Source organism: Fibrella musci (assembly GCF_041321105.1).
GTDB lineage: Bacteria > Bacteroidota > Bacteroidia > Cytophagales > Spirosomataceae > Fibrella > Fibrella musci.
The window spans coordinates 166,424-183,549 of sequence record NZ_JBGGWD010000003.1 but is presented as its reverse complement, the minus strand read 5'-3'; the positions used below and the strand labels follow the sequence as shown (position 1 = coordinate 183,549).

General features: G+C 56.2%; 16 protein-coding genes. 12 read left to right on the top strand and 4 right to left on the bottom strand.

From position 1 onward, the window contains the following. Nucleotides 1-139 precede the first annotated feature (139 nt). The 7 genes from ACAW74_RS10630 (at nucleotide 140) to nth (ending at nucleotide 8,774) form a co-directional block, all read left to right on the top strand. A complete protein-coding gene (locus tag ACAW74_RS10630) occupies nucleotides 140-1,348 on the top strand; it encodes an aldose epimerase family protein (RefSeq protein ID WP_370698177.1) in 1,209 nt (402 codons plus the stop codon). A gap of 132 nt (nucleotides 1,349-1,480) precedes the next feature. Then, complete coding sequence (locus tag ACAW74_RS10625; RefSeq protein ID WP_370698176.1) at nucleotides 1,481-2,743, top strand: serine hydrolase domain-containing protein; 1,263 nt, start codon at nucleotides 1,481-1,483, stop codon at nucleotides 2,741-2,743. Between the two features lie 42 nt (nucleotides 2,744-2,785). After that, nucleotides 2,786-4,039, top strand: coding sequence for a dicarboxylate/amino acid:cation symporter (locus tag ACAW74_RS10620; protein ID WP_041258333.1), 1,254 nt, complete (start codon nucleotides 2,786-2,788; stop codon nucleotides 4,037-4,039). Between the two features lie 214 nt (nucleotides 4,040-4,253). After that, nucleotides 4,254-5,054, top strand: coding sequence for a DUF3050 domain-containing protein (locus ACAW74_RS10615; protein WP_370698175.1), 801 nt, complete (start codon nucleotides 4,254-4,256; stop codon nucleotides 5,052-5,054). Between the two features lie 126 nt (nucleotides 5,055-5,180). Then, nucleotides 5,181-7,328, top strand: a complete 2,148-nt coding sequence (locus tag ACAW74_RS10610) for a tetratricopeptide repeat-containing sensor histidine kinase (RefSeq protein ID WP_370698174.1) — start codon at nucleotides 5,181-5,183, stop codon at nucleotides 7,326-7,328. An 8-nt stretch (nucleotides 7,329-7,336) separates the two neighbouring features. Then, entirely contained in the window at nucleotides 7,337-8,104 is a 768-nt protein-coding gene (locus ACAW74_RS10605) for a response regulator (protein ID WP_370698173.1), read from the top strand. A gap of 25 nt (nucleotides 8,105-8,129) precedes the next feature. Beyond that, a complete protein-coding gene (gene nth, locus ACAW74_RS10600) occupies nucleotides 8,130-8,774 on the top strand; it encodes an endonuclease III (protein ID WP_370698172.1) in 645 nt (214 codons plus the stop codon). A gap of 66 nt (nucleotides 8,775-8,840) precedes the next feature. Here nth and ACAW74_RS10595 read toward each other — a convergent pair whose 3' ends face one another. Further along, nucleotides 8,841-9,260: a nucleoside-diphosphate kinase gene (locus ACAW74_RS10595; RefSeq protein ID WP_370698171.1), complete on the bottom strand. Its 420-nt coding sequence runs from the start codon at nucleotides 9,258-9,260 to the stop codon at nucleotides 8,841-8,843. 189 nt (nucleotides 9,261-9,449) lie between these two features. Between ACAW74_RS10595 and ACAW74_RS10590 the strand changes: the two genes are divergently transcribed. Genes ACAW74_RS10590 through ACAW74_RS10580 form a run of 3 tightly spaced genes read left to right on the top strand, consistent with a single transcriptional unit; the run spans nucleotide 9,450 to nucleotide 13,154 of the window. Then, nucleotides 9,450-10,091 carry an O-methyltransferase gene (locus tag ACAW74_RS10590; protein ID WP_370698170.1) on the top strand — a complete coding sequence of 214 codons (642 nt, stop codon included), beginning with the start codon at nucleotides 9,450-9,452 and terminating at the stop codon, nucleotides 10,089-10,091. Between the two features lie 10 nt (nucleotides 10,092-10,101). Beyond that, nucleotides 10,102-12,576, top strand: coding sequence for a LysM peptidoglycan-binding domain-containing protein (locus ACAW74_RS10585; RefSeq protein ID WP_370698169.1), 2,475 nt, complete (start codon nucleotides 10,102-10,104; stop codon nucleotides 12,574-12,576). 8 nt (nucleotides 12,577-12,584) lie between these two features. After that, complete coding sequence (locus ACAW74_RS10580; protein ID WP_370698168.1) at nucleotides 12,585-13,154, top strand: DUF3109 family protein; 570 nt, start codon at nucleotides 12,585-12,587, stop codon at nucleotides 13,152-13,154. A 99-nt stretch (nucleotides 13,155-13,253) separates the two neighbouring features. Here ACAW74_RS10580 and ACAW74_RS10575 read toward each other — a convergent pair whose 3' ends face one another. Beyond that, entirely contained in the window at nucleotides 13,254-13,418 is a 165-nt protein-coding gene (locus ACAW74_RS10575) for a hypothetical protein (protein WP_370698167.1), read from the bottom strand. Between the two features lie 153 nt (nucleotides 13,419-13,571). Here ACAW74_RS10575 and ACAW74_RS10570 point away from each other — a divergent pair, with 153 nt between their 5' ends. Together ACAW74_RS10570 and ACAW74_RS10565 are read left to right on the top strand one after the other, a co-directional pair. Beyond that, a complete protein-coding gene (locus ACAW74_RS10570; protein ID WP_370698166.1) occupies nucleotides 13,572-14,117 on the top strand; it encodes a T9SS type A sorting domain-containing protein in 546 nt (181 codons plus the stop codon). A gap of 102 nt (nucleotides 14,118-14,219) precedes the next feature. Continuing rightward, on the top strand, nucleotides 14,220-14,546 hold the full coding sequence (locus ACAW74_RS10565) for a nucleotide pyrophosphohydrolase (RefSeq protein WP_370698165.1): 327 nt from the start codon (nucleotides 14,220-14,222) through the stop codon (nucleotides 14,544-14,546). Nucleotides 14,547-14,553: 7 nt separating this feature from the next. Here ACAW74_RS10565 and ACAW74_RS10560 read toward each other — a convergent pair whose 3' ends face one another. Together ACAW74_RS10560 and ACAW74_RS10555 are read right to left on the bottom strand one after the other, a co-directional pair. Beyond that, complete coding sequence (locus ACAW74_RS10560; protein ID WP_370698164.1) at nucleotides 14,554-15,969, bottom strand: APC family permease; 1,416 nt, start codon at nucleotides 15,967-15,969, stop codon at nucleotides 14,554-14,556. 78 nt (nucleotides 15,970-16,047) lie between these two features. After that, nucleotides 16,048-17,079, bottom strand: a complete 1,032-nt coding sequence (locus ACAW74_RS10555) for an SDR family NAD(P)-dependent oxidoreductase (RefSeq protein WP_370698163.1) — start codon at nucleotides 17,077-17,079, stop codon at nucleotides 16,048-16,050. Nucleotides 17,080-17,126: the final 47 nt, after the last annotated feature.

Here is a 17,126-nt window from a genome sequence, read left to right as displayed (position 1 = left end):
GCTTTGTGGATTGTGAACTTGTTTCATCATAGGTTAGTAATCGCAAAATACGTCGGTCTCTGGCCGACGTATTTTTTGTTGCATGGCCCGCTGACCTCGTTCTTTGTGCTTTCTCGCTAAACCCTTTTTTACGCTCATTATGCAAAAAATCATGCTTTCAGCAGCGGTGCTGGGCCTACTCTGGACCACTGCCTGCCAATCCTCAACCAAAAAAGCAGATACTGAAATGGCTAATACCCCGGCTGCCGGTACGCCCGAAACCGATTCGACCAAGGCTGACACCAGCGCCATCAATTACGCCCTGCCCGACCCGAAGGCGTTCGACGGAACCATCGAAGGAAAGAAAACGGCGCTCTACATCCTCAAAGGCGATAAAATTCAGGTAGCCATTACCAATTACGGCGCCCGCATCGTCAGCCTGATTGCCCCCGACAAAGACGGCAAGCCCACCGACGTAGCGCTTGGATTCAGCAACATCAGCGACTACGAAAAACCAGGTGCGGCGTTCTTCGGCCCGGTTGTCGGGCGCTTCGGAAACCGGATCGGCAAGGCCACGTTCACGCTGGATGGCAAGACATACAAAACGGAACAAAACAACAACGGCAACACGCTGCACGGCGGACCAAGCGGTTTTCACAGCCATGTCTGGGATGCCAAGCAGATCGACGACAAAACGCTGCAACTAACGTACCTGTCGAAAGACGGGGAGGGCGGGTTCCCCGGCAACCTCACCACGACGGTTACCTACTCGATTGTCGATGGCAACGCGCTGAAGCTGGAGTATAAAGCCACCACCGACAAAGCCACTCCGGTGAACCCGACGAGCCACGGCTTTTTCAACCTGAACGGCGAAGGCAGCGGCACCATCAACAACCACGTGCTGATGATCGACGCCGACCGGTATTCGGTGGTCGACAAAGGGCTGATTCCGCAGGGCGAGCCGCAGTCGGTAGCCGGTACGCCGTTCGATTTCCGCAAACCCACGGCCATTGGCGCGCGGGTCGATACGCCGAACAACAAGCAACTGAAATTCGCGGGTGGCTACGATCACAACTGGGTAGTGAATACGAAAGTGGGCACATTGGCCAAAATTGCGGAAGTCACGGGCGACAAGTCGGGCATCAAGATGACGATCATGACAACCGAGCCTGCCATTCAGTTCTATGGTGGTAACTTCTTCAACGGGAAAGACAAGGGCAAATATGGCCGGGCCATCAACCTGCGCGAAGCGCTGGCGCTCGAAACCCAGCACTACCCCGATTCGCCTAACCACCCCACGTACCCCAACACCATCCTGAAGCCGGGACAGACCTACACCCAGACAACGGTGTACGCCTTCGGCCAGTAACCAACTGTAGAGACGCAATCCCTTGCGTCTCCCATGCGTCAGCATAGATCCCAGGTACGTTATGTGGCTGACGCAAAGGAGACGCAAGGGATTGCCGCACCGGCGGACCGGTCTCTACGGGTTTTTGCTTGTATGAAAGCACTTTACTGTTGGCTGCTCCCCGTGACGCTACTGGCGCAGCCGAAACCACAGCAGTTTTCGCCTAACGCGCTGCCCGCTACGCACGGTTTTTCGGCGGAACGACTTAAGCGCGTCGATGTGCTGCTACAGGGCTTCGTCGATGAGGGAATCGCGCCGAATGCCATTGCGTTTGTGGCGCGCAATGGGCAAGTCGTGTTGCACAAAGCCTATGGCTATAGCAACCTCGAAAAAAAGACGCCCGCTCGAACGTCCGACATCTACCGGATTGCGTCGCAGAGCAAGGCCATCACCACCACTACGCTGATGACGCTCTTTGAAGAAGGCAAATTCCTGCTCGACGACCCCATCTCGAAGTACATCCCGGCGTTCAAAAACCCGACGGTGCTGGTCAGCTACGACAAAAACGACCCCGCCAAAGGCAATTACGAAACCCGACCCGCCAAGTCGGAAATCACGATTCGGCAACTGCTGGCGCACAACGCCGGTATACCTTACGAACATCCGCTTGATGGGCGCGTGGAGTTTCGGGTGCCATTTTTTGGCTCAAAAGACCCCGACAAACTGGAAGAGGTCGTCAACCGGCTGGCCAAGCGGCCCTTGCTGAAAGATCCCGGTGACGGCTTTACCTACGGACTCAACACCGATATCATTGGTCGGCTGGTCGAAATCCTGTCGGGTCAGCCACTCGACGTGGCGATGCGCAAACGCGTGCTCGACCCGCTGGGCATGAACGACACGCATTTTTATCTGCCACCCGGTCAGGCGGGTCGGCTGGTCGAGTTGTATGCCAAAACCACCGATGGGCCGCTGATCGTAAACCCCAACGACACGTACCGCACGTTTTCGGTGTCGGGGTCCAAAACCTACTTCTCGGGCGGGGCGGGGCTGGTGGGTACTGTCGAAGATTATGCCCGCTTTTGCCAGATGCTGCTCAACGGCGGTTCGTTCAACGGCAAGCGTATTCTGGGGCGTAAAACCGTCGAGATGATGCTGCGCAATCAACTGGGCGATGCCAGTGTCTGGGACCGGCAGGACAAGTTTGGGCTGGGCCTTATGCTCATCACACCCAACAGCCATTACGGCGATCAGGCCACGCCCGGTTCCTACACCTGGGGCGGCATGTATTGCTCCGAATACACCATCGACCCCACCGAAAACCTCGTGATGCTGGTCTTCACCAATGTGCATCCTTACGCGTATTATTCCGATTTCGTTCGTAAGTTTCGCATTGCTGTCTATCAGGCGCTCGATTAAAACCACCCCTGCCCCTCCTTGTGAAGGAGGGGTATACTGACTATGAAACTTACCATTACCACCAAGATCGTCATCGGCTTTGTGCTGGGTGTCTTGATCGGCCAAATCCTGCACAGTACCTATGATGCCGACGCGGCAGCCGCCATTGGGCAAAAGTTCCAGATCGTCAGTAAGGTATTCCTGAAACTGATCAAGATGATCATCGGCCCGCTCGTGTTCTCAACGCTGGTAGTGGGTATTGCCAAACTCGGTGATTTTAAGGTGGTTGGCCGGATCGGTATCAAAACGCTGGGCTATTTTTATTTCGCCACCATCCTGTCGCTGATCATCGGGCTGGTGGTGGTCAACATTACCAAGCCGGGCTCGATTCAAAGCTGGCCGCGCCCCGCCGCCGGTACGTCGGTGGGTATTGAAGGCAAGAAGCTCAACTCGATCGAAGAGTTTATTCTGCACATCTTCCCCGATTCGGCGTTCCGGGCGCTGGCCGAAAACGAAATCCTGCAAATCGTGGTGTTCTCGCTCTTCTTCGGTGTGGCGCTGGGTGCCATTGGCGACAAAGGCAAGAGCATTACCAAAGCCCTCGACGCCCTGAGCGAGCTGGTATTCAAGATGGTTGGGTACGTGATGCAACTGGCGCCGTTTGCCGTGCTGGGTGCCATGGCGGCTGTGGTCGCCTCAAAAGGCCTGAGCATCCTCGTTTCGTATGCCTATCTGTTGCTGTGCTTCTACGGCGGGCTGCTGTTCTTCGTGTTTGTGGTGCTGTTTGCCATCTGCACGTTCATGAAAATCCCGTTCTTCCGGCTGCTGAAAGTGATGAAAGATGCCCTGTTGCTGTCGTTCAGTACGGCCTCATCGGAGGCGTCGCTGCCGCAGCAGATCAAGGTACTGGAAAACTTCGGCGTCTCGAACCGTATCATCGGCTTCGTGCTGCCGCTGGGCTACTCGTTCAACCTCGACGGTTCGATGATGTATATGACCTTTGCCACGGGTTTTCTGGCGCAGGCCTACGGCGTCCCGCTGTCGCTCGAACAGCAGGTACTGATGCTGCTCACGCTGATGGTTACTTCCAAAGGCATTGCTGGGGTACCGCGCGCTTCGCTGGTGGTCATTGCCGGCACGATGGCTCTCTTCGACCTGCCTACCGAAGGGCTGGCACTTATCCTGGGTATTGACCCATTCCTCGACATGGGCCGCTCGGCTACTTCGGTGATGGGCAATGCTGTAGCAACGACGGTGGTTGCCAAATGGGAAAACGAACTCGACCTCAACCACGTACCTGTGTTGCAGGAAGAATAAGAACCAGCATCGGATAACGTACCTGGAGCCTGCTTCTTCGATGAGGCAGGCTTTTTTGTTGATAGGTCAGGTACGTATGTCGTTTTGGTGATGGCTGCTAACGTTTGGGAAAGAATAGTTTATGATTACAGCCGTTTCGGTAGCAAAACGGCAAACCATTTTCCTCAACAAATGATTACTTCATCAACAAGATCACAGTTGATCACTCAACTCCATGAACGCTCATATCGACAGCCTGAATGCTGCGCTAGCGCCAGTACGGCAACGTTTGTTGACTCATCCCATCTATCAGGCCGTGCAGGACCTCGACGGTCTGCGCGACCTCACTAAGTACCACGCCTTTGCTGTGTGGGATTTTATGTCGCTGTTGAAAGCCCTGCAACGCGACCTGACCTGCGTAACGGTGCCCTGGATGCCCGTTGGCTCCGGCACGACCCGCTACCTGATCAACGAGATCGTGACGGGCGAAGAAAGCGACGAAATGCCCGCCTGGCTAGGCGATCCCAACGACCGTATCAGCCACTTCGAACTCTACCGGCTGGCGATGCAGCAGATGGGCGCCGAACCGACACTCATCGACGGTTTCCTGGATCAACTGCGGCGGGGTACGTCGGTAGAAGCCGCCCTGCAATCGACTGATCTGCCCGAGGGCGTCCGGCGGTTTGTGGCGTTTACCTTCGAAGCTATCGCCACGGAGCAGCCGCACATCATGGCGTCGATTTTCACGTTTGGGCGCGAAGACCTTATTCCTGACATGTTCCTGGAATTTGTGCAACGGATGGACGAAGCCGCGCCCGGCCCGCTCAAGACGTTCCGGTATTACCTGGAGCGCCACATCGAGGTCGACGGCGATCACCACAGCCACCTAGCCATGCAGATGGTGAGCGAATTGTGCGGCGACGACAGTGTGCGCTGGCAGGAAGCCACCGACTGGGCCATCCGATCGATCGAAGCGCGCATTGGTCTTTGGGATGCTTGCCTGGCTCACTACAGCGAACTGGCTGAGGGCAATTGATAACGGAATAAGTATACGTTTACACTATTGCCTACCGCTTAACAAATAAGTAACGAAGCGGGCAATAGAATTGGCAGGGGAGGCGGGCAATCGGCGTATGTTTATACGAAATTGCTCGCCTCCCCTGTGCGTTTTGCTGTCATCATATTGTCGATTATCGGCTGGTTGGTCAACACCGGGCCTGCGCTTGGCCAGGCGGCCGAGTTGCGGCGGATCGATAGCTTACGCACACTTTACAAGCGCCCCGTGGGCCCAAGGCACGCCGAACTGGCCATTCACCTGTCGGATGCGCTTCTCTACAGCAACGTAACGCAGGCACGCGACTACGCCTTGCAGGGCCTGACTTTGCTGAAACGCTTCCCCAACGATACGCTCCACCTGATCGCCATTAACAATCTGGCGGGGGCATACTCGACAATGGGGCAGACACACCGGGCCGACTCATGTTTCAAAGTAGGCGTTCAACTGGCCAAAGCCCAGCACAACAATGACAAGCTGGTCAGGATGCTGATGAACCTCGCCATCACCTATGTCGACGAAGGCCGGAACGCCGAAGCCCTGCCCATGATGCGGGAAGCCCTGGCGCGCGCGGCCGGGCCCGAGCAGGACGAAATCCGGCCATTGATCGTCAATAACCTGGGTATGCTCTACGATAACCTGGGTAATTATGGGCAGGCACTGAGCCACTACCACCGGGCGCTGCGGGAAGCCGACCGGCAGAACGACCAGAACGTGATGGGGCTGGCCGAGGGCAACATCGCCAACATCTACTCGCAGCTCGATAATCCACAGCGGGCTATTCAAATGCTCAGGAAGGCCGCTGGTCATTTTATGGCGTCCAACGATCCGCCGTCGGCTAACTTGTGCCGGTTGATGATTGCCGCCAATTACCTCGACATGAACCGGCCTGATTCGGCGCAGCCACTTGCCAACTGGGGGCTACGAGAAGCCCGGAAAACCAACATGCAGACCCAACTGGCCATGGCCCATGTGCTGATGGCGCGTCTCTGTCTGGTGAAACGGCAGGCGCTGCAAGCTGAGCGCCATGCGCGGCGGGCGCTTACGCTGGCGCGGCAGGAAAACGAGGGAATGCTGGCTCAGTCGCTGATGTATCTGGCTAAAGCTACCAGTGCGCTGGGTCGTAAAAACGTGGCCATTGGGCAGGCTCGCGATGCCGTACTGGCAGCTTTTCAGGCCCATAACAAAAACGAACGCCGGGAGGCCAACACCATTCTGGCCGAAGTATTGGAAGATGCAGGTCAACCCGCCGAAGCGCTGGCCGTCAGAAAGGCCAACGAAGCGCTCAGCGACTCGCTCTACACGGCGGGTTTCCGCGACCAGTTTTCGTACCTGCAGGTCACCTACGAAACCGAGAAGAAAGAGCAGCGAATTGCTTTTTTGGACCGCGAAAACGAGCTGCGCAAGTGGCAGTTGCGCTGGCTGGTAGCCGGGCTGCTACTAGTGATGGGACTGCTGGCGGTGGTGTGGGCTCTTTACCGGCTCAAGCAACGCGACGCCCGACGGATTCAGCGGCAGAAAGAGCAGATCGAACGCCAGTCAGACCAGCTGACGCTGCTTATGCGCGAGCTGCACCACCGCGTGAAAAATAACCTGCAAATCGTGTCGAGCCTGCTAAGTCTGCAATCGGGGCGGCTCACCGATCTGCAGGCGCGGGCGGCGGTGCGCGAGGGACAAAGCCGGGTCGAAGCCATGTCGATGCTGCATCAGCGCCTCTATACCAACGACGATGTCACGGCCATCAACTTCAGCAATTACGTAACCGATCTGGTCGAAAACCTGATGACCACCTACGGCTATCGTCCCGACGACTTCGACCTGACGCTCGACATCACGCAGCAACGCCTCGATACCGATACGGCCATTCCGCTGGGGTTGATTATCAATGAATTAATTACAAACTCGTTTAAATATGCTTATCGAACCGTCGACCGGCCAGCCCTGACCGTGCGGCTGGAGACCATCGACCCGCCGCTACTGGGCGCTGGCCGGCCTGCGCAACTGCGGCTGACGGTGCAGGATAACGGACCGGGCTTACCCGACGGCCACCCCAGCCTGTTTCGCACCGAGGCGATGCTGGTTGATATGGGTACGTTGCCCGGTGAGGTCACCGCTACCGTGCCCCCGGTAGTTCGCTCAAAAACATTCGGAATACAGTTGGTGCAGTCGCTGACGAAGCAATTGCGGGCTACCTGCCAGTTCCGGTCAGGCAGTGGGCTGGTCTTCCAGCTCGATATGCCCTTTCATCTCGTTTAGCTTACCCTATGAATGCAATTTCTATACTGATTGTGGAAGACGAGGCGATCCTGGCGATGGACCTTGCCCAACGCCTCTCCGATCTGGGATATACGGTTGTCGACACAGTCGACAATGGCCCGCAGGCGCTCAACATTGTGAAGCAGATGACGGTCGATCTGGTGCTGTTCGACATCAATATTAAAGGCGAATGGGATGGTATCGAGTCGGCGCGGCGGTTGCGGCAGTTGCAGCCTATTCCGTTTATATTTCTGACGGCCCTCACCGACGGTCCCACCATCGAACGCGCCCGGCAGGTATCGCCTTCGGCCTACATCACAAAGCCCTTCAACGACCTTAATCTGCGCATCGCCATCGATCTGGCGATTCACAATTTTGCCTTGCAAAAGTCGGCCCTGTCGCCGGGGCACGTGACCAGCGAAGCCAGCGAGGCGATGCTGAAAAACGAAACGCTGCTGCTGGTAAAAGACCATTTCTTCATCAAGCAGAATTATCGGTTTGTAAAGTTTCGGCTCGACGATGTGTTGTTTCTCCAGTCGGAAGGTAACTACACCGATATCGTGACGCGCGACATCAAGTATACGCTTCGGGAGGTGCTCAGTAAGGTGATCGAGAAAATGCAAAGCCCCGAAATCTGCCGTATTCACCGGTCCTACGCCGTCAATACACGCCATATCGATAGTTTCAGCGAGGGCGAAGTGCTGGTGGGCAAGCACGCCCTGCCCATTGGCCGGTCGTACCGCGACGAATTCATGAAAGGGTTCGAGTTTATGTAGCGGGGCGGAATCCGTATCTTTGGCTATGCTGAAGAAAGACCGTTTCCGCTTCCTGATCGACTACTTTACTACGCATTTTCCCACCGCCGAAACCGAACTGCACTTCAGTAATCCATACGAGTTGTTGGTGGCAGTCATCCTGTCGGCGCAGTGTACCGATAAGCGCATCAATCAGATTTCGCCCGCGCTGTTTGCCCGTTTTCCCGAGCCTGAGTCACTGGCGGCGGCGTCCGTCGAGGAAGTGTTCAGTTACGTCCGCTCGGTGTCTTACCCGAACAACAAAGCGAAGCATCTGGTGGGCATGGCCCGGTTGCTGATGAGTGAGTTTGGCGGAGAAGTACCAGCCACCGTGGCTGAGTTGCAACGGTTACCTGGTGTAGGGCGCAAAACGGCCAACGTGATTGTGTCGGTGGTTTATAACCAACCGGCGATGGCGGTCGATACGCACGTGTTCCGGGTATCACACCGGCTTGGGCTCGTGCCCAAAACGGCCACTACGCCCTTGGCCGTTGAAAAAGGGCTGATGGCGCACATCCCGACGGCGCTCGTGCCCCGGTTCCACCATTGGCTGATCCTGCACGGCCGCTACGTTTGCATAGCCCGTTCGCCCAAATGCACCGAATGCGCCCTCAAACCGGTGTGTAAGTATTACGAAAAGAATGTAGAATGAACGATGTATAATGTACAATGGGGGTTGCCCTTACGTCATTGTACATTATACATCATTCATTATACATTAAAACTGCTCCAGCCCAGAGAAGAAGAAGTTGCCTTCGATCTGCGCGTTTTCGTCGGAGTCAGAGCCATGGATGGCGTTGGCTTCGATCGATTTGGCAAACAACTTCCGGATGGTGCCCTCTTCGGCCTGTGCGGGGTTGGTGGCCCCGATCAGTTTCCGGAAATCGGCGACTGCGTTTTCTTTCTCCAGAATCATCGGCACGATAGCCCCCGACGACATGTAGTTTTTCAAGTCGTTGTAGAACGGCCGTTCGCTGTGTACGGCGTAAAATTCACCGGCGCGCTCAGGCGTGAGCCGGGTTTTTTTGATCGCTACGATACGGAAGCCTGCTTCCTCGATCAGTTTTGTAATGGCACCCGTATGGCCCTCGGCAACGGCGTCGGGCTTAATCATGGTGAATGTGCGGTTTGTCGTCATTGATGCGTGAGCAACGTTTATTTGGCCGCAAAAGTACGGCGAATTCGGCGGGAAATTTGCTCTTGCTAAGAAGTCGTCCGTAACCACCGACTTTGTATACCAACTTTCGGGTCCGTCTTCGTTTAGCTGGAAAAGCGTACCTTTACCGGTAGCATCCTCGCTGTCTCGCCGATTTCCCGGATTAACCGAATGGAGTTTATTGCTGCTGATCTTGCGGCCTATGCCGATGCCCATACCTCGCCCGAAAGCGAGACGCTTCGTCGGCTCAACCGCGACACCCACGCCCATGTGCTCCGTCCCCGAATGCTCTCCGGGCATATTCAGGGCCGTTTTTTAGCCATGATCGCCCAGATGATCCGGCCGCGCCGTGTGCTGGAGATCGGGACGTATACGGGGTACTCGGCGCTGTGCCTTGCCGAAGGCCTCACGCCCGACGGTCGGCTCATCACGCTCGATAATAACGAGGAACTGGCCGATTTTGCCCGCGGCTATTGGCAAGCGAGCCCCTGGGCGGCGCAGATCGAACTGCGTCTCGGGCAGGCGGCGGCGCTGATTCCGGCACTCGACGAGGTGTTTGATCTGGTCTTCATCGATGCCGATAAAGAAAACTACGCGCTCTACTATGACCTCGTTTTCGACAAGGTGCGCCCCGGCGGGTTTATCCTGGCCGACAACGTCCTGTGGAGTGGTAAAGTCGTGCAGCCCGTAAAAACCTCCGATCGTGATACGCAGGCGGTAATGGCCTTTAATCAGAAAATTCACAATGATTCCCGTGTCGAGAACGTCCTGTTGCCTGTGCGCGACGGTCTGTTGCTCGTTCGTAAGCGGTAACCTACACCCTATGAAAAATCGCTTTGTCTACTTAATCGCTTTTGTTGGCTTGCTCTGGCCGGGTCTGCTGGCGTTTACATTCGGGCAGTCGGTGCCCATGACCCCGCCCGACGCGCCCGATCAGGTGCAGTTTGCCGACCTGACCGTTCGGTTCGAACCTAACGCCCGGCGCCTGGTGCAGCAGGATATCAACGCCCTCATGGTCAATCGCCAGTATTGGGACGCCAAGCTCGACCGGGCGCAACTCTATTTCCCGATTATCGAGAGTGTGCTGCTGGGCGAAGGCATTCCCACCGATTTCAAATACCTCGCTCTTCAGGAAAGCTCGCTCACGCCCGATGCCGTGTCGTCGTCGCAGGCGGTGGGTTTCTGGCAGTTCAAGCGCGAAACCGCCGGCGATTATGGCCTACAGGTGAATGAGGAGGTCGACGAACGTAAAAACATAACCGCCTCAACGCGCGCTGCGGCCCGTTACCTGCGCCGTAGCAACGGCATGTACAACAACTGGGTATCGGCGCTGTTCTCGTTTTACCTGGGTACAGGCGGTATCAGCCAACTGGTATCGCCCGACTGGGCCAACGCCAAAGACATTACGCTCGACGGCCGCACTGACCGGTACATTCTGCGCTTTTTTGCCCATAAAATTGCCGTCGAATATGCGTTCAAGACGCATCAGTCGACCGCGACGTTCTCGCTCATCGAATACCCCAACGCGGGTGGCAAAACCATCGACGGGCTGGCGGCCGAACTGAATATCAACCCCGCCGACATACGTACTTACAACCGCTGGCTGCTGATCGACCACGTACCTACGTCGGGAAACCATGTGCTCACCATCCCGACGCCAAACAGTCAGATCAACGACCTGCGTCAGCGCATTGCCAAAACATCCAATCAGCCCCTTAAAAACGTTGCGTCTGATGATGTGGGCTTCCCGGTGTTGCGGAAAGTAACCACCAACGCGCGCTCGGCCGACGACCCGATTCTGTATGAAATCAACGGGTTGCCGGGGATTCAGGCGCAGGCGGGCGACAACCCGGGTTCGCTGGCCAGCAAAGCCAAAATCAGCCTGTCGAGCTTCCTGCGCTATAACGAACTTACCGACCGTGATCTGGTAACGGCGGGCGAGGTGTATTACCTGGCTAAAAAATACAAGAAAGCGCTGGTGCCGTTCCATACGGCCCGCGCCGATGAGTCGATGCGCAGCATTTCGCAACGCTACGGTATCCGGCTGAAAAAGCTGTTGAAATACAACCGCATGGACCGGGTGCAGAAATTGCAGGTGGGTCGAGTGCTGTGGTTACGGGAGAAACGCCCGTCCAAAACGCCCGTCGAGATCATCAACGGCCCTACGCCGCCAGTGTACGACCCCACGCCCGCGACGCCGTCGACCACCCAAACGCAGCCGGTGGCCAGCAATGGTCAGATTCCGCGTAATGCCTCGGAACGGCGGCGTTATCAGCCCAAACTTGTTGGCAACGCTACCCCGTCGGCCACGCCCGTCGACCAGCCCGCTACGGAGGTAGCCACAACCACGAAACCAACTACCAGTGCACCGCGCACAGCTACCCCCACGCCAATACTGACCGCGCCACCCATGGCGGCCGACGTACCCAGCAGCCAGCCCGCTGAAGTGACGCTGCCCCGCTCGGATGCCGGTTCGCCACAACGGACGATCATCGTGCGGTCCGAGGGTGAACCCCTGCGGGAACGGACGACCCCGGCCCGCACCGACGTGAACCGGCCAACCAACTCGGGTACAACAGAATCGGTAGCTACCACACCACCAAAACGCCGCCCGGCCGACCCGGATCGGAGCGTTCCGACTACCAGTCAAGCTGGCAACGTACCTGACGAACCGACCAGCCGCCCGAAGCCCACCAGCTACCCCGAAACGCCCGACCCAGAGTTGAGCCGGACAGCACAGACCCGCCCGCGTCAGGCTGCGCCACAGCCTTCGCCGCAGGTTTCACCCACAACGGCCATTGGTGAGCGCGACGCTACGTCGACTCGCAACCGGGAGGGGAGCGTACCGCCGCTGCCGCCGATGACCAAACCGCGTACCGAGGCAGCGCCAAGCAGCGGCGGCCGCACCATGACGCATACCGTCGAAGCCGGACAGACGTATTACAGCATCTCGAAATACTACGGTGTGACGGTCGACGAACTGCTCGACGCCAATTCGTTGTCGTTAGACAACAAACTGTCAGTGGGTCAGAAACTAAGCGTGCGGAATGTTCAACCCGGCTACCCTGTCGGCCAACCCGTAACCGTAACACCGCCCCGCTCAACGACTACCACGACCGAGGAGCCGGAAGCGCCCGTTACGCCGCCCGCAGGTCCCACCTATCACGTTGTGGCGAAGGGCGAAACCCTGTATAGCATCAGTCGGCAGTACAGCGTTACGGTGGAGCAACTGGTCGAGTGGAATAAACTTCCCGATATGAATGCCCGCTTAGGCCAGAAACTAAAAGTTAGCGAGTAACTTCGGGTATGATTCTCATCGACCATACTGTCATCAGCGACGACGTTGCTGACCAGTTTTTTGTCTGCAACCTGGATAAGTGTAAAGGCGCCTGCTGTGTCGAAGGCGACATGGGGGCTCCCCTCGAACGCGACGAACTGGCGAAACTGCGCGAAGTCTACCCCGAAGTAAAACCTTACCTCTCGCCCGCCGGTGTGCAGGCTATTGAAGCTCAGGGCCTGTATGAAGCCGACGAAGATGGCGACTACGTAACCACCACCGTTGGTGGGCGCGAGTGCGTTTATGCCATCTACGACGATCGGGGTATCCTGAAATGCGGGATCGAAGCGGCTTACAACGATGGCAAAATCAACTGGAAAAAACCCATTTCGTGCCACCTGTATCCGATTCGGGTCACCAAATATGACGGCTACCACGCACTCAACTACGACCGTTGGCCTATCTGCAAACCGGCCTGTGGGTTTGGCAAAGAGCTGAACGTACCTGTGTACAAATTTGTCCGTGAGGCCCTTGTCAGAGCTTACGGGCAGGTCTGGTATGATAAACTAGTGGCCGAAATCGAGGGTGAAGCCAGCTAGATACCTTCATGGCATAACCAGCTAAGAAAGAAGGCAGCGGTCATCCGCTGCCTTTCCTTTTTTGGGTGAATCCGATAAAGAGAGGAACGTACCTGAAGGCTACTTTTTCTTCTCTTTTTCGGTTTTTCGGGCCTGTTCGCGCTCATAGTCGAGGCGTTGGCGCTTATCGGCAAGAAGATTGCGGTAGAGGCCGTTCAGCACATAAATATCATCGACCTCGTCGATGAGCAGATGAAGTTGTTCGCGGATATGCTCGATTTTCATGGTCAAAGGCGGAAAGCGCGGGTGACTTTGACCATAACCCCGCCCGTAAAAAAACGTTTCGCACAAAACGCGTCATTTTCGAGAATATTGGCAACAATCTTGCGTGAAATCAGTAAACTTGTCACAGAGGATCGTCACCCCGGCATAACTGCTATGAAACAATCGCTACTTCTTTGTTCTTTCTGTCTGATTGCCGCCGCCACTCAGGCCCAGGATATTACCCAACGGACAACAGTTGAACGGACGGTATCAGCCGGTCAGGCTGTCGATGTACAGGCGTTTGAGGCTATCTCGGCCCGCAATGTCGTAGAGCGTTCTGCCACGGCAAGCTACACGGCAGGTAAGGCTATTACACTGACGCCGGGTTTCGAGGCCCGCGCCGGTTCGGTATTCCAGGCGACCATTGCCAACGTAACGGCTAAATCGTCGGAAGTCCGGCCTGAACTGCTCGTATCAGCCACGCCTAACCCCTTTCAGGAACAGACCGTTATTGAGTATACCCTGCCCGAAGCAAGCACGGTGAAACATACCCTGACCGACGAACGAGGCAGCATCATCCGTCAGAATCAGTCGGAAGGGGTGCAGCCTGCCGGTAAGCACCGCGTCGGTGTCGAAGGCACAAACCTGTCGACGGGCATCTACCTGTATCAGATTCAGACCGGCAATCAATCAAAAACGATCCGCCTGCTGAAGCAGTAGGTTCCTTTGCCCCATTTGGTTTGACGTTTAGTGTTTGGGGTTTAACGTTGTACGCTGCCCAGCCAACGTTAAACCCCAAACACTAAACGTCAAACTTTTTTTATGACCCTTCGCGAAGCGCAGGATACTGTCGATCAATGGATTAAAACCGTTGGCGTGCGGTATTTCAATGAACTGACCAACATGGCGATCCTCACCGAGGAGGTGGGGGAACTGGCGCGCATTATGGCCCGTCGGTACGGTGAACAGTCAGAGAAAGAATCGGATAAAAACCGCGACCTCGGCGACGAAATGGCCGACGTACTCTGGGTGCTGATCTGCCTCGCTAACCAGACCGGCATCGACTTGACGGAAGCACTCGCCAAGAATATCGACAAGAAAAACAACCGGGACGCTACCCGCCACCTGGACAACGAAAAGCTTCGTTAGGGTGAAATCAGGCTGTTTTCGGGCGTTTCCAGTAAAAGTAAAAAGGAACACCCGTAGCCATTAGCAGCAGCCCCACGCCCGCTTCGTACGGGCGGTTGATGAGCGTGTTGATGACCAGATACGCACAGAAGGCGATGAACAAGCCGGGCACCACGGGGTAGCCGATCACCCGGTAAGGCCGCTCGGCATCGGGCATGCGTTTGCGCAGGATGAACACGCCTACGGTGGTAGCTCCATAGAAAATGAAGGCCGCAAAAATGAGCATGTCGGTCAGCGTGTCAAACGAACCCGACAAGACCATGAGCGTCGTCCAGGCGGCCTGTAGCAACAACGAGCGCGACGGCGTCTGAAAAGTAGGGTGGAGGTAATCGATCCGGCTGAAGAACTGCCCATCTTTCGACATCGCATAGAACAGCCGCGACGCCATCAGGATGGTGATGCTACAACAGTTGAAGGTCGTTACCAGTAGCAGACACGACAGAATAAGCGAGCCGATCGAGCCGGCCATAGTACCCGCGACGGTTACTGCGGCGATGCTGTTAGGCTGTCCCTTAAGCGCTGCCAGATCGCCTACCGGTACCACATACAGATAGACCAGATTCATCAGCAGATACAACACCATGATGGACAGCGTACCGATGGTAAGCGCCCACGGCAGGTTGCGCGAAGGATTCTTGATTTCACCGCCGATGTACCCCACCGTGTTCCAGCCCTCGTAGGGCCAGAATGCACTGAGACAGGCCAGTGCCATCGCGCTCAGCAACGAACTGCCCGACAAGCCGGTGTCGACAGGTTGCAGGTTAGCTACGCTGCCAGCTCCGGAAACAAGCCCCATGATGACAAAACCGACCATCACAACAACCATGATGGCGGTTAGGGCGCGGCTGATGGCCTCCCCGGTACGTAAGCCCCGAATGTTGAAGGCGGTTTGCCCCCAGACCAGCGCAATCGCCAGCAATTTGACGCTGCTGTTTTCGAGCGGGTGCAGCCCCAGCAGCGAGAAATTGGCCCAATTGGTGGGCGTGGCGGGTAACGGAATCAGTGAATTGACCGACTGCGCAAAGACGTAGGCGATAGAGGCAATGGAGGCCGTGCGGATAACGGCGAAGTTGGTCCAGCCAAAAAGAAAGGCAAAGAAGCGATTATAAATGATGCGGAAGTAGACATACTCGCCGCCTTCGCTGGCGAGCATACTGGCCACTTCGGCGTTGCTTAACGTACCGGCGAGACTCACCAGCCCGGCCAGTAGCCAGGCCAGTAACACCAGCGTGGGCGAACCCAACTCGGCAGCCATCGGCACCACTTTTTTGAACACGCCGGTGCCAACTACTGAACTAATGACAAAAATAATAGCCGACGAAAGGCCAATCTTAGGCCGGTTGTCGGCTATTGTAGTGGTAGGCGAGGAAGAGGCAGGTGTCAAAGCGGCGTAATAGTCAAAGTCCAATGTCCAAGATAGCGAGGATCGTTGAACATTGGACTTTGATGGACCATTACGGTCTTAATTTACCGCGTTCAGTACGGTTTCTTTCAGGTCTTCCAGGCCGGTTTGCGCCCGGTCTTTCAACCGATTGGCCTTGTACCGAAGACGGGTTTCATCGTAGGCGTTTTCGATCGGGCTGCGATCATTCCAGACCTTCAGCACGAATAAACCCGCAATAGCCAGCGCAGCAATCCCCAGGCTCAAAGCCACGTTCTGAGCGGTGTGCGACTCTTCCTCGGCTTCGTTGATATCCTTCATGTCTTGCCGCGATGCGTTGGTCACGGCTGAGTCGGGCAGCAGGTGCGCCATCGCTACGGTAGCTTTGTTAGCAACTCCGTGCACTACCTTGTCTTTGCCGCTCATCAAGGCCTCATAGCCCGTTTTGGCCACGTCGGCGGGCGACGTCTCGCGGGCTTTATCCTGCGCCTTGGTGTTCATCGCGCCGGCTTTATTAAAAAAGTCGGTATCCGTAGCGCCGGGCATCAGCACGGTCAGCGTGATGTTTGTATCCTTAATTTCGTTGCGCAGCGCTTCCGAAAACGAATAGATGAATGACTTCGTGGCTCCGTAAACCGCCATCAACGGGTTAGGCACCACCGAGGCTACCGACCCCAGCATCAGAATCTTGCCTTCATTGCGTTGCACCATATCGTGCAGAAACAGTTTGGTCAGCCCTACCAACGCAGATACGTTTATTCGGATGATGTCCATTTCCTTCTGAAGGTCGGTTTCCGTAGCAAACTTGCCGTATTCGCCCATCCCGGCGTTGTTGACCAGCACATCGATTTGGATGCCCTTGCCGTTGATCTCATCATAAATCTGCTGAGGAGCCTGTTCGTCGGCCAAGTTCTTGGCGATCTGCGTCACCTTTATACCATATTGTTGCTCAAAGCTATCGGCTACCTGCGACAGATTGTCGTCGCTGCGGGCAACCAGTACGAGGTTATAACCATCTTTGGCGAAAAGGGTGGCGAGTTCGCGGCCAATACCGCTGGTAGCTCCCGTAACGAGAACTGTCTTGTCTACATGAGCGCCGGTCTGATTTTCCATCGGTTGAGGTTTGTTTGGTATCTCAACAAAAACAACCGGCTTAGTAG